The organism is Pseudomonas sp. NPDC089407 (assembly GCF_044900445.1).
Taxonomy (GTDB): domain Bacteria; phylum Pseudomonadota; class Gammaproteobacteria; order Pseudomonadales; family Pseudomonadaceae; genus Aquipseudomonas.
Map to the genome: position 1 here is coordinate 55,720 of NZ_JBJDNB010000038.1, position 10,668 is coordinate 66,387.

The 10,668-nt window shown below is 56.9% G+C and carries 19 protein-coding genes and 1 pseudogene; all 20 read right to left on the minus strand.

Annotated elements, in window-relative coordinates; all coding sequences use genetic code 11:
* Nucleotides 1-22: 22 nt before the first annotated feature.
* The gene (locus ACI2KG_RS24300) at nucleotides 23-1,462 is read right to left on the minus strand and encodes a catalase (RefSeq protein WP_404663584.1); all 1,440 of its coding nucleotides are present in this window, start codon (nucleotides 1,460-1,462) and stop codon (nucleotides 23-25) included.
* 172 nt (nucleotides 1,463-1,634) lie between these two features.
* Nucleotides 1,635-2,021 (minus strand): 50S ribosomal protein L17, encoded by a 387-nt coding sequence (gene rplQ, locus ACI2KG_RS24305; protein ID WP_003255451.1) that lies wholly within the window; start codon nucleotides 2,019-2,021, stop codon nucleotides 1,635-1,637.
* 42 nt (nucleotides 2,022-2,063) lie between these two features.
* Nucleotides 2,064-3,065, minus strand: coding sequence for a DNA-directed RNA polymerase subunit alpha (locus ACI2KG_RS24310; RefSeq protein ID WP_003255452.1), 1,002 nt, complete (start codon nucleotides 3,063-3,065; stop codon nucleotides 2,064-2,066).
* Between the two features lie 22 nt (nucleotides 3,066-3,087).
* Nucleotides 3,088-3,708: a 30S ribosomal protein S4 gene (gene rpsD / locus ACI2KG_RS24315; protein ID WP_012270238.1), complete on the minus strand. Its 621-nt coding sequence runs from the start codon at nucleotides 3,706-3,708 to the stop codon at nucleotides 3,088-3,090.
* 15 nt (nucleotides 3,709-3,723) lie between these two features.
* Entirely contained in the window at nucleotides 3,724-4,113 is a 390-nt protein-coding gene (rpsK, locus tag ACI2KG_RS24320; protein ID WP_012270237.1) for a 30S ribosomal protein S11, read from the minus strand.
* 18 nt (nucleotides 4,114-4,131) lie between these two features.
* Entirely contained in the window at nucleotides 4,132-4,488 is a 357-nt protein-coding gene (gene rpsM, locus ACI2KG_RS24325; RefSeq protein WP_003255457.1) for a 30S ribosomal protein S13, read from the minus strand.
* Between the two features lie 131 nt (nucleotides 4,489-4,619).
* Entirely contained in the window at nucleotides 4,620-4,736 is a 117-nt protein-coding gene (gene rpmJ, locus ACI2KG_RS24330; RefSeq protein WP_002555468.1) for a 50S ribosomal protein L36, read from the minus strand.
* A 28-nt stretch (nucleotides 4,737-4,764) separates the two neighbouring features.
* Nucleotides 4,765-6,096, minus strand: coding sequence for a preprotein translocase subunit SecY (secY, locus tag ACI2KG_RS24335; RefSeq protein WP_003257108.1), 1,332 nt, complete (start codon nucleotides 6,094-6,096; stop codon nucleotides 4,765-4,767).
* Complete coding sequence (rplO, locus tag ACI2KG_RS24340) at nucleotides 6,097-6,531, minus strand: 50S ribosomal protein L15 (RefSeq protein WP_003255461.1); 435 nt, start codon at nucleotides 6,529-6,531, stop codon at nucleotides 6,097-6,099. It lies immediately after the preceding gene.
* Between the two features lie 3 nt (nucleotides 6,532-6,534).
* Nucleotides 6,535-6,711, minus strand: coding sequence for a 50S ribosomal protein L30 (gene rpmD / locus ACI2KG_RS24345; RefSeq protein ID WP_003255463.1), 177 nt, complete (start codon nucleotides 6,709-6,711; stop codon nucleotides 6,535-6,537).
* 2 nt (nucleotides 6,712-6,713) lie between these two features.
* Entirely contained in the window at nucleotides 6,714-7,214 is a 501-nt protein-coding gene (gene rpsE, locus ACI2KG_RS24350; RefSeq protein ID WP_003255465.1) for a 30S ribosomal protein S5, read from the minus strand.
* A gap of 3 nt (nucleotides 7,215-7,217) precedes the next feature.
* Nucleotides 7,218-7,568: a 50S ribosomal protein L18 gene (gene rplR, locus ACI2KG_RS24355; RefSeq protein ID WP_003255467.1), complete on the minus strand. Its 351-nt coding sequence runs from the start codon at nucleotides 7,566-7,568 to the stop codon at nucleotides 7,218-7,220.
* 10 nt (nucleotides 7,569-7,578) lie between these two features.
* Complete coding sequence (gene rplF, locus ACI2KG_RS24360; protein WP_003255469.1) at nucleotides 7,579-8,112, minus strand: 50S ribosomal protein L6; 534 nt, start codon at nucleotides 8,110-8,112, stop codon at nucleotides 7,579-7,581.
* A gap of 12 nt (nucleotides 8,113-8,124) precedes the next feature.
* Nucleotides 8,125-8,517: a 30S ribosomal protein S8 gene (gene rpsH, locus ACI2KG_RS24365; RefSeq protein WP_003255471.1), complete on the minus strand. Its 393-nt coding sequence runs from the start codon at nucleotides 8,515-8,517 to the stop codon at nucleotides 8,125-8,127.
* Between the two features lie 209 nt (nucleotides 8,518-8,726).
* Complete coding sequence (rpsN, locus tag ACI2KG_RS24370; RefSeq protein ID WP_008089807.1) at nucleotides 8,727-9,032, minus strand: 30S ribosomal protein S14; 306 nt, start codon at nucleotides 9,030-9,032, stop codon at nucleotides 8,727-8,729.
* A 13-nt stretch (nucleotides 9,033-9,045) separates the two neighbouring features.
* Nucleotides 9,046-9,585, minus strand: a complete 540-nt coding sequence (rplE, locus tag ACI2KG_RS24375) for a 50S ribosomal protein L5 (RefSeq protein ID WP_003255474.1) — start codon at nucleotides 9,583-9,585, stop codon at nucleotides 9,046-9,048.
* Between the two features lie 20 nt (nucleotides 9,586-9,605).
* Nucleotides 9,606-9,919, minus strand: a pseudogene (gene rplX / locus ACI2KG_RS24380) (50S ribosomal protein L24).
* 11 nt (nucleotides 9,920-9,930) lie between these two features.
* Nucleotides 9,931-10,299, minus strand: a complete 369-nt coding sequence (rplN, locus tag ACI2KG_RS24385) for a 50S ribosomal protein L14 (RefSeq protein ID WP_002555479.1) — start codon at nucleotides 10,297-10,299, stop codon at nucleotides 9,931-9,933.
* A 23-nt stretch (nucleotides 10,300-10,322) separates the two neighbouring features.
* Entirely contained in the window at nucleotides 10,323-10,589 is a 267-nt protein-coding gene (rpsQ, locus tag ACI2KG_RS24390; protein ID WP_023534981.1) for a 30S ribosomal protein S17, read from the minus strand.
* 2 nt (nucleotides 10,590-10,591) lie between these two features.
* On the minus strand, nucleotides 10,592-10,668 hold a 77-nt coding region (gene rpmC, locus ACI2KG_RS24395; protein ID WP_404663586.1), incomplete at its 5' end, for a 50S ribosomal protein L29.

Sequence of the window (10,668 nt, forward strand, 5' to 3'; positions counted from 1 at the left end):
CGGTTCTTCTTATCACTTCGACTTAGGCGAGATTGATGCCCAAGGCCCTGGCAATACCTTCGCCGTAGGCCGGGTCGGCCTTGAAGAAGTACTGCAACTGGCGCTGGATCACATCTTCGCTGACGCCCGCCATGGTGCCGGCGATGTTGCCGATCAGCAGGGCCTTCTGTTCATCTGTCATCAGGCGGAACAGCGCGCCGGCATGGCTGAAGTAGTCGGTATCTTCGCGGTGGTCGTAGCGATCAGCCGAGCCATTCAGGGCCAGCGCGGGCTCGGCATGGCGAGGTGACTGCTTCGGCGCATCGCTGAAGCTGTTGGGTTCATAGTTCGGTGCGCTGGCGTAGCTGCCGGCGGCCATGGAGCCGTCGCGCTGATAGCTGTTGACCGGGCTGCGTGGTGCGTTCACCGGCAGTTGCTGGTGATTGGTACCCACGCGGTAGCGATGCGCGTCAGCGTAGGCGAATACACGCCCTTGCAGCATGCGGTCTGGCGACAGGCCAACACCAGGCACCATGTTGCTTGGCCCAAATGCGGCCTGCTCGACTTCGGCGAAGTAGTTGAGCGGGTTACGGTTGAGTTCCAGCACGCCCACTTCGATCAGTGGGTAATCCTTCTGCGACCAGGTCTTGGTGACGTCGAACGGGTTCTCGTCGCGGCTGGCCGCCTCGGCTTCGCTCATTACCTGAATGCAGACAGTCCACCGCGGATAGTCACCACGCTCGATGGCCTCGAACAGGTCGCGCTGGGCGTAGTCCGGGTCAGTACCTGCCAGGCGCGCGGCATCCGCCGGAGCGAGGTTCTTGATGCCCTGCTGGGTCTTGAAATGCCACTTGACCCAGGTGCGCTCACCCACGGCATTGATCAGGCTGTAGGTATGGCTGCCAAAGCCGTGCATGTGGCGATAGCCATCCGGAATGCCACGGTCGGAGAACAGGATGGTGACCTGGTGCAACGCCTCTGGCGAGTGCGACCAGAAGTCCCACATCATTTGGGCGTTCTTCAGGTTGGACTGCGGGTGGCGCTTCTGGGTGTGGATAAAGTCCGGGAACTTCAAAGGATCGCGAATGAAGAACACCGGCGTGTTGTTGCCGACGATGTCCCAGTTGCCTTCCTCGGTGTAGAACTTGACCGCGAAACCACGTGGATCACGTTCGGTGTCCGCAGAGCCACGCTCGCCACCGACGGTAGAGAACCGCAAGAAAGTCTCAGTCTGCTTACCAACCTGTTCAAACAGCCTGGCACTGGTATAGCCAGTAATATCGCGGGTGACGGTGAAGGTGCCATAGGCGCCCGAACCTTTGGCGTGAACGCGACGCTCAGGAATGTTCTCGCGGTTGAAGTGAGCGAGCTTCTCGATCAGGTGGAAGTCGTCGAGCAGCAACGGGCCGCGTGGGCCGGCGGAACGGGAGTTCTGGTTGTCGGCTACGGGTGCACCGCTGGCGGTGGTAAGAATCTTGCTCATGGGCTCTCCTTATCGGTCTTCAAGCGCCGGCTAATCGGCTATGGAGAGAGTATCGACGAGCGAGGTTACAGGAACAAATTCATTACATGACTTACATCAATAGAAATAAACAATACTTACAGGCACAAAAAACCGGGCACTAGGCCCGGTTCTTTGTAGCAGACAGAACGTCTTACTCAGCGGCTTCTACAGCACCGCCGACCGGACGATCAACCAGCTCGACGTACGCCATAGGCGCGTTGTCGCCAGCGCGGAAACCGCACTTCAGGATGCGCAGGTAGCCGCCCTGACGGGTGGCGTAACGCTTGCCCAGGTCGTTGAACAGTTTGCCAACAGCGGACTTCGAACGGGTACGGTCGAAGGCCAGACGACGGTTAGCAACGCTGTCTTCCTTGGCCAGGGTGATCAGCGGCTCGGCAACGCGGCGCAGTTCCTTGGCTTTCGGCAGGGTGGTTTTGATCAGCTCGTGCTCGATCAACGACACTGCCATGTTCTGGAACATAGCCTTGCGGTGAGAGCTGGTACGGCTCAGGTGACGTCCACTTTTACGATGACGCATGATTCATTCCTTACCAAACACTACGTTCGGTGATTACGACGATCAGGCGGTCGCCTTGTCGTCTTTCTTAAGACTTGCAGGCGGCCAGTTGTCGAGGCGCATGCCGAGAGACAGACCACGAGAGGCCAGGACGTCCTTGATTTCAGTCAGGGACTTCTTGCCCAGGTTAGGAGTCTTCAACAGCTCTACTTCGGTACGCTGAATCAGGTCGCCGATGTAGTAGATGTTCTCCGCCTTGAGGCAGTTGGCCGAACGTACAGTCAGTTCCAGGTCGTCAACCGGACGCAGCAGGATCGGATCGATCTCGTCTTCCTGCTCGACTACGACAGGCTCGCTGTCACCTTTGAGGTCGACGAACGCGGCCAGCTGCTGTTGCAGGATGGTCGCAGCGCGGCGGATAGCCTCTTCAGGGTCCAGGGTGCCGTTGGTTTCCAGATCAATGACCAGCTTGTCCAGGTTGGTACGCTGTTCAACACGGGCGTTTTCGACCACATAGGCGATACGACGCACCGGGCTGAACGAAGCGTCCAACTGCAGACGGCCAATGCTACGGCTTTCGTCTTCGTCGGTTTGACGGGAGTCGGCCGGCTCGTAACCACGACCACGAGCTACAGTGAGCTTCATGTTCAGGGCGCCATTCGACGCCAGGTTCGCGATTACGTGATCGGGGTTGACGATCTCGACATCGTGATCCAGCTGAATATCGGCAGCGGTAACCACCCCCGAACCCTTTTTCGACAAGGTCAGCGTAACTTCGTCACGACCGTGCAGTTTGATAGCCAGGCCTTTCAGGTTCAACAGGATTTCAATTACGTCTTCCTGAACACCTTCGATCGCGGAGTACTCGTGGAGTACGCCATCGATCTCGGCCTCGACTACTGCACAGCCAGGCATAGAGGACAACAGGATGCGGCGCAGCGCGTTGCCCAGGGTGTGGCCAAAGCCACGCTCGAGAGGCTCGAGCGTGATCTTGGCGCGGGTCGGACTGACTACCTGCACATCAATATGGCGGGGAGTCAGGAACTCATTTACCGAAATCTGCATGGATGCACCTATTTTCTAGCCCTTACTTGGAGTAGAGCTCGACAATCAGGTTTTCGTTGATGTCGGCAGACAGGTCGCTGCGAGCAGGAACGTTCTTGAAAACGCCCGACTTTTTAGCAGCATCCACGTCAACCCACTCAACGCGGCCACGCTGGGCGCACAGTTCAAGGGCTTGAACAATGCGCAGCTGGGCCAGCGACTTCTCGCGGACCGCGACCACGTCACCCGGACGAACTTGGTAGGATGGAATGTTTACAGTCTTACCGTTGACGCTGATCGCTTTGTGCGAAACCAGCTGACGCGACTCGGAACGAGTCGAGCCGAAGCCCATACGGTAAACGACGTTATCCAGACGGCACTCGAGCAGTTGCAGCAGGTTCTCACCGGTTGCGCCTTTTTTCGAGGCAGCAGCTTGGTAGTAACCGCGGAACTGACGCTCCAGAACACCGTAGATACGACGGACTTTTTGTTTCTCACGCAGCTGGGTGCCGTAGTCAGACTGACGGCCACGGCGCTGGCCGTGGATACCTGGGGCTGCTTCGATGTTGCACTTCGATTCCAGAGCGCGAACGCCGCTCTTCAGGAACAGATCGGTGCCTTCACGACGAGACAGTTTGCATTTTGGACCAATGTAACGTGCCATTCTTCTGTCTCCTGATTACACGCGACGCTTCTTCGGCGGACGGCACCCGTTATGCGGGATAGGCGTCACGTCGGTGATGCTGGCGATCTTGTAGCCGCAGCTGTTCAATGCACGAACGGCGGACTCACGACCTGGACCTGGACCCTTGACGTTAACGTCGAGGTTCTTCAGACCGTATTCCAGCGCAGCTTGACCAGCACGCTCAGCAGCGATCTGAGCTGCGAACGGGGTGGATTTGCGCGAACCACGGAAACCCGAACCACCGGAGGTCGCCCAGGACAAAGCATTGCCCTGACGGTCGGTGATGGTCACGATGGTGTTGTTGAAAGACGCATGGATGTGGGCGATGCCATCAACCACTGTCTTTTTGATTTTTTTACGAGGACGAGCAGCAGGTTTTGCCATGTCTATATTCCTGGGCGATTACTTGCGGATCGGCTTACGCGGGCCCTTACGGGTGCGTGCGTTGGTCTTGGTGCGCTGACCGCGAACCGGCAGACCTTTACGATGACGCAGGCCGCGGTAGCAACCCAGGTCCATCAAGCGCTTGATCTTCATGTTGATGTCACGGCGCAGGTCACCTTCGGTGGTGAACTTCGCGACTTCGCCACGCAGGGTTTCGATTTGCTCGTCGCTCAGATCCTTGATCTTTGCGGCTGGGTTTACGCCAGCGTCTGCACAGATCTTCTGCGCAGTTGTGCGACCGACACCATAGATGTAGGTCAGCGAGATAACAGTATGCTTGTTATCTGGAATGTTGACGCCTGCAATACGGGCCATTCAGTGGGACTCCAATTGACAGCTACCTACGCCCCGGAAGCCAAGAAATAGGGCGCGAGATAATATCGCTGTAGAAACAAATAATCAACCCAGCAGCACACTAGCTGCTGGGTTTGAAGCGCAGATCACACTCAGCCTTGGCGCTGTTTGTGACGCGGTTCCGCGCTGCAGATCACTCGTACGACGCCTTCGCGACGGATGATCTTGCAGTTACGGCACAGCTTTTTCACCGATGCACGAACTTTCATTACCGACTCCTCGAACCTTAGGGGCGTATCAGCGCAGCAAACCGCTGCCACCGTAGCCTTTCAGGTTGGCTTTCTTCATCAGGGATTCGTACTGGTGCGAAACGAGGTGCGATTGTACTTGGGACATGAAGTCCATCACAACCACTACCACAATCAGCAACGAGGTCCCGCCAAGGTAGAACGGCACATTTGCTGCCACCACCAGGAACTGGGGCAGAAGGCAGACGGCCATCATGTAAAGAGCACCGAACATGGTCAAACGGGTCAGAACGCCATCAATGTAGCGCGCCGACTGTTCACCAGGACGGATGCCCGGAATAAAGGCACCGGACTTCTTCAGGTTTTCCGCTACGTCTTTCGGGTTAAACATCAACGCTGTGTAGAAGAAGCAGAAGAAAATGATCCCTGCACTAAACAGCAGAATGTTCAACGGCTGACCAGGAGCGATCGACTGCGAGATGTCCTGCAGCCAGCCCATACCTTCGGACTGACCGAACCAGGCACCCAGCGAAGCCGGGAACAGCAGAATGCTGCTGGCGAAAATGGCCGGGATAACCCCCGCCATGTTCACCTTCAACGGCAAGTGGCTGGTCTGCGCAGCAAAGACCTTGCGGCCTTGCTGACGCTTAGCGTAGTGAACGGCGATACGACGCTGACCACGCTCAATGAACACCACGAAACCGATAATCGCTACTGCCAGCAAACCGATTGCGACCAGGGCGAAAATGTTGATATCGCCTGTGCGTGCAGACTCGAAAGACTGCCCGATTGCTCTCGGAAGACCGGCAACGATACCTGCGAAGATCAACATCGAGATACCGTTGCCCACACCGCGCTCGGTGATCTGCTCGCCCAGCCACATCATGAACATCGCGCCAGCCACGAAGGTGGAGACGGCGACGACATGGAAGCCCAGGCCTACAGAAAACGCCACGCCCTGGTTGGCCAGGCCAATGGACATGCCAATGGCTTGAACCAGTGCCAGGATAACGGTGCCGTAGCGGGTGTACTGGCTGATCTTGCGACGGCCAGCTTCACCTTCCTTCTTCAACTGCTCCAGTTGCGGGCTGACCGCCGTCATCAGCTGCATGATGATCGATGCCGAGATATACGGCATGATCCCCAGTGCAAAGATGCTCATGCGCTCAAGCGCGCCACCGGAAAACATGTTGAACAAGCTAAGAATGGTCCCCTCATTCTGCCGAAACAGATCCGCCAGACGGTCTGGATTGATGCCAGGAACCGGGATATGCGCACCTATCCGATAGACGATGATCGCCATGAACAGAAAGCGCAGACGAGCCCAGAGTTCCGACATCCCGCCCTTACCGAGCGAAGAGAGAGCACCTTGCTTAGCCATTTATTCCTCGAATTTGCCGCCAGCTGCTTCGATAGCCGCACGCGCACCCTTGGTGGCTGCGATGCCCTTGATGGTGACTGCGCGAGTAACTTCGCCAGACAGCATGATTTTCACACGCTGAATGTGCTGGTTGATCACGTTGGCATCCTTCAGGGACTGCACGGAGATCACGTCGCCTTCCACTTTGGCCAGCTCGGACAGACGCACTTCTGCGCGGTCCATGGCTTTCAGGGAAACGAAGCCGAACTTCGGCAGACGACGGTGCAGCGGCTGTTGACCGCCTTCGAAGCCAGGAGCGATCGAACCACCCGAACGGGAAGTCTGACCTTTGTGGCCACGGCCGCCGGTCTTACCCAGACCGCTACCGATACCACGACCTGGACGATGCTTCTCGCGACGGGAACCCGGCGCTGGACTCAGATCATTGAGTTTCATCGATTAACCCTCGACCTTCAGCATGTAGTAAGCCTTGTTGATCATCCCGCGGTTCTCGGGAGTATCCTGGACTTCTACAGTGTGACCGATACGACGCAGACCCAGGCCTTTAACACACAGCTTGTGGTTAGGCAGACGGCCCGAGACGCTCTTGATCAGCGTTACTTTTACGGTTGCCATGATCAGAAGATCTCCTCGACGCTCTTGCCGCGCTTGGCAGCAATGGATTCAGGAGATTGCATGGCTTTCAGACCCTTGAAGGTGGCGTAAACCACGTTCACTGGGTTGGTCGAACCGTAGCACTTGGCCAGAACGTTCTGAACGCCAGCAACTTCCAGGACAGCACGCATTGCGCCACCGGCGATGATACCGGTACCTTCCGAGGCAGGCTGCATGTAAACCTTCGAGGCGCCGTGGGCAGCCTTGGTGGCGTACTGCAGGGTGGTGCCCTTCAGGTCAACCTGGATCATGTTGCGGCGAGCAGCTTCCATGGCTTTCTGGATCGCAGCTGGTACTTCGCGCGATTTGCCACGGCCGAAGCCGACACGACCTTTACCATCACCAACCACGGTCAACGCGGTGAAGGTGAAGATACGGCCGCCTTTTACGGTTTTGGCAACGCGGTTAACTTGAACCAGCTTCTCGATGTAGCCTTCGTCGCGCTTTTGATCGTTATTTGCCATAACTTAGAACTCCAGCCCGCCTTCACGAGCAGCATCAGCCAGCGCTTTGACGCGGCCATGGTACTTGAAGCCGGAACGGTCAAAGGCAACTTGAGATACACCGGCGGCTTTCGCACGCTCAGCTACCAGCTTGCCAACCTTAGTGGCCGCGTCGATGTTGCCAGTGGCGCCATCACGCAGGTCTTTGTCCAAGGTCGAGGCGCTTGCCAGAACCTTGCTGCCGTCGGCCGAAATGACCTGGGCGTAGATGTGCTGCGAGGAGCGGAACACGCACAGGCGCACGACTTCGAGTTCGTGCATCTTGAGACGTGCTTTGCGAGCGCGACGCAGTCGAATAACTTTTTTGTCGGTCATTTACTAGGCCCTACTTCTTCTTGGCTTCTTTACGACGGACTACTTCGTCCGCGTAACGCACACCTTTACCTTTGTAAGGCTCTGGTGGACGGAAGTCGCGGATTTCAGCGGCCACCTGACCTACCAGCTGCTTGTCGATACCCTTGATCAGGATGTCGGTCTGGCTAGGCGTTTCAGCGGTGATACCGGCTGGCAGTTCGTAGTCCACTGGGTGAGAGAAGCCCAGGGCCAGGTTCAGGACGGTGCCCTTGGCCTGTGCCTTGTAACCAACACCGACCAGCTGGAGCTTGCGCTCGAAGCCTTGGCTTACGCCTTGGACCATGTTGTTGACCAGAGCACGGGTAGTACCGGCCATGGCACGAGCTTGCTGGTCACCATTGCGAGCGACGAAACGCAGCTCACCAGACTCTTCGGTAACTTCAACAGACGAGTGAACGTTCAGTTCGAGAGTGCCTTTGGCACCCTTCACCGAAAGCTGTTGGCCGGCGAATTTGACTTCGACGCCGGATGGCAGCTTAACGGGGTTCTTAGCGACGCGAGACATGTCTATCCCCCCTTAGAACACTGTGCACAGAACTTCGCCGCCGACACCGGCAGCGCGCGCAGCGCGATCAGTCATCACACCTTTGTTGGTGGAGACGATAGACACGCCCAGACCGCCACGTACTTTCGGCAGATCGGTGACGGCCTTGTACTGGCGCAGGCCTGGACGGCTGGAGCGCTTCAGTTCCTCGATGACCGGACGGCCTTCGAAGTACTTCAGTTCGATCGACAGGGAAGGCTTGGCCTCACCAGTTACCTGGTAGCCAGCGATGTAACCTTCGTCCTTCAGAACTTTGGCAACCGCGACCTTCAGGGTAGACGAAGGCATGCTTACGACGGACTTTTCAGCCATCTGGGCATTACGGATGCGAGTTAGCATGTCCGCTAACGGGTCCTGCATACTCATGGGCTAGATGCTCCTGATACAAGAATTATTAGCCTTGCGGCTATGACAACCACCCGAGCGGATTGGGCACGAAACCCAGGCTCAGGTGAGCCGGTCATTCTAGACACAAGGCAGAAACGAAACAAGCCCCATATAGGGGCTTGTTTGTTGGCGAGGTCACCGACGGTCGGAAGATTGCTCCCCTTCCGTCGGGTTCCTGCCTGCAGCGATTACCAGGAGGCCTTGACCAGACCTGGTACGTCGCCGCGCATTGCCGCTTGACGCAGCATGTTACGGCCCAGGCCGAACTTACGGTATACACCGTGAGGACGACCGGTCAGGCGGCAACGGTTGCGCAGACGCGCAGCGCTGGCATCACGTGGCTGCTTCTGCAGAGCGACAACGGCAGCGAAACGCTCTTCTGGAGAGGCATTCACGTTGACGATGGTCGCTTTCAGCTCAGCACGCTTCTTAGCGAACTTGGCTACCGTGAGCTGACGCTTCAGCTCGCGGTTTTTCATGCTCTTCTTGGCCATTTTCCTACTCCAATCAGTTGCGGAACGGGAACTTGAAAGCACGCAGCAGAGCGCGGCCTTCGTCGTCCGAACGAGCAGTGGTGGTCAGGGTGATGTCCAAACCGCGCAGAGCATCGATCTTGTCGTAATCGATTTCCGGGAAGATGATCTGCTCTTTCACGCCCATGCTGTAGTTGCCACGGCCATCGAAGGACTTGGCATTCAGGCCGCGGAAGTCGCGTACCCGAGGCAGGGAGATCGCCAGCAGGCGGTCCAGGAATTCGTACATCTTGTCGCTACGCAGGGTCACCTTGACGCCGATCGGCCAGCCTTCGCGGACTTTGAAGCCAGCGATGGATTTGCGAGCGAAAGTCACGACCGGCTTTTGACCGGTGATCTTTTCCAGGTCGGCAACAGCGTGCTCGATGACTTTCTTGTCGCCGATCGCTTCGCCCAGACCCATGTTCAGGGTGATCTTGGTAACGCGCGGAACTTCCATCACGTTCGACAGCTTAAGTTCTTCCTTAAGCTTAGGAGCGATTTCGTTCCGGTAAATCTCTTTCAGTCGTGCCATGGTCTTCTACCTAGCAGTGTTCAAGCATCAACCGCTTTTTGGGTCACTTGAAGACACGAATTTTCTTACCGTCTTCTACTTTGAAACCAACGCGGTCAGCCTTGTTGGTTTCGCCATTGAAGATGGCAACGTTGGAAGCGTGCAGAGGCGCTTCTTTCTCGACGATACCGCCCTGAACGCCCGCCATCGGGTTAGGCTTGGTATGACGCTTGACCAGGTTCACGCCACCGATAACCAGACGGTCATCAGCCAGAACCTTCAGCACCTTACCGCGCTTACCTTTGTCTTTGCCGGCGATCACGATGATCTCGTCGTCACGACGAATCTTTTGCATGTCGGATCTCCTTACAGCACTTCAGGGGCGAGCGAGACGATCTTCATGAACTTCTCAGTGCGAAGTTCACGGGTCACTGGCCCGAAGATGCGAGTGCCGATCGGCTCTTGCTTGTTGTTCAGCAGAACAGCAGCGTTGCCGTCGAAACGAATGATGGAACCGTCAGCGCGACGTACACCGTGACGGGTACGGACGACAACAGCAGTCATCACCTGGCCTTTTTTGACCTTACCGCGCGGAATTGCTTCCTTGACGGTTACTTTGATGATGTCACCGATGCCGGCGTAACGGCGGTGCGAACCGCCGAGTACCTTGATGCACATGACGCGACGCGCGCCGCTGTTATCGGCCACATCGAGCATGGATTGAGTCTGAATCATAAAATTTCTCCGACCCCTAGCCCTTAGACTTCAACAGCGCGTTCGAGGACTTCAACCAGTGCCCAGGACTTGGTCTTGGCCAGCGGACGGGTTTCGGTAATCGAAACCTTGTCGCCGATCTTGCACTGGTTGGTTTCGTCGTGCGCGTGCAGCTTAGTCGAACGCTTAACGTATTTACCGTAGATCGGGTGCTTTACGCGACGCTCGATCAGAACGGTGATGGTCTTGTCCATTTTGTCGCTGACGACACGGCCAGTCAGCGTACGGACGGTTTTTTCAGCTTCAGCCATGATCACTTACCTGCCTGCTGGTTGAGCACAGTTTTCACGCGAGCGATGTCACGCTTAACTTGCGAGAGCAGGTGCGACT

Excerpts from the sequence above, each read along its gene's own strand:
- ACI2KG_RS24300 (WP_404663584.1), bottom strand. The coding sequence starts at position 1,462 with ATGAGCAAGATTCTTACCACCGCCAGCGGTGCACCCGTAGCCGACAAC.
- rplQ (WP_003255451.1), bottom strand. The coding sequence starts at position 2,021 with ATGCGTCATCGTAAAAGTGGACGTCACCTGAGCCGTACCAGCTCTCAC.
- ACI2KG_RS24310 (WP_003255452.1), bottom strand. The coding sequence starts at position 3,065 with ATGCAGATTTCGGTAAATGAGTTCCTGACTCCCCGCCATATTGATGTG.
- rpsD (WP_012270238.1), bottom strand. The coding sequence starts at position 3,708 with ATGGCACGTTACATTGGTCCAAAATGCAAACTGTCTCGTCGTGAAGGC.
- rpsK (WP_012270237.1), bottom strand. The coding sequence starts at position 4,113 with ATGGCAAAACCTGCTGCTCGTCCTCGTAAAAAAATCAAAAAGACAGTG.
- rpsM (WP_003255457.1), bottom strand. The coding sequence starts at position 4,488 with ATGGCCCGTATTGCAGGCGTCAACATTCCAGATAACAAGCATACTGTT.
- rpmJ (WP_002555468.1), bottom strand. The coding sequence starts at position 4,736 with ATGAAAGTTCGTGCATCGGTGAAAAAGCTGTGCCGTAACTGCAAGATC.
- secY (WP_003257108.1), bottom strand. The coding sequence starts at position 6,096 with ATGGCTAAGCAAGGTGCTCTCTCTTCGCTCGGTAAGGGCGGGATGTCG.
- rplO (WP_003255461.1), bottom strand. The coding sequence starts at position 6,531 with ATGAAACTCAATGATCTGAGTCCAGCGCCGGGTTCCCGTCGCGAGAAG.
- rpmD (WP_003255463.1), bottom strand. The coding sequence starts at position 6,711 with ATGGCAACCGTAAAAGTAACGCTGATCAAGAGCGTCTCGGGCCGTCTG.
- rpsE (WP_003255465.1), bottom strand. The coding sequence starts at position 7,214 with ATGGCAAATAACGATCAAAAGCGCGACGAAGGCTACATCGAGAAGCTG.
- rplR (WP_003255467.1), bottom strand. The coding sequence starts at position 7,568 with ATGACCGACAAAAAAGTTATTCGACTGCGTCGCGCTCGCAAAGCACGT.
- rplF (WP_003255469.1), bottom strand. The coding sequence starts at position 8,112 with ATGTCTCGCGTCGCTAAGAACCCCGTTAAGCTGCCATCCGGCGTCGAA.
- rpsH (WP_003255471.1), bottom strand. The coding sequence starts at position 8,517 with ATGAGTATGCAGGACCCGTTAGCGGACATGCTAACTCGCATCCGTAAT.
- rpsN (WP_008089807.1), bottom strand. The coding sequence starts at position 9,032 with ATGGCCAAGAAGAGCATGAAAAACCGCGAGCTGAAGCGTCAGCTCACG.
- rplE (WP_003255474.1), bottom strand. The coding sequence starts at position 9,585 with ATGGCACGACTGAAAGAGATTTACCGGAACGAAATCGCTCCTAAGCTT.
- rplN (WP_002555479.1), bottom strand. The coding sequence starts at position 10,299 with ATGATTCAGACTCAATCCATGCTCGATGTGGCCGATAACAGCGGCGCG.
- rpsQ (WP_023534981.1), bottom strand. The coding sequence starts at position 10,589 with ATGGCTGAAGCTGAAAAAACCGTCCGTACGCTGACTGGCCGTGTCGTC.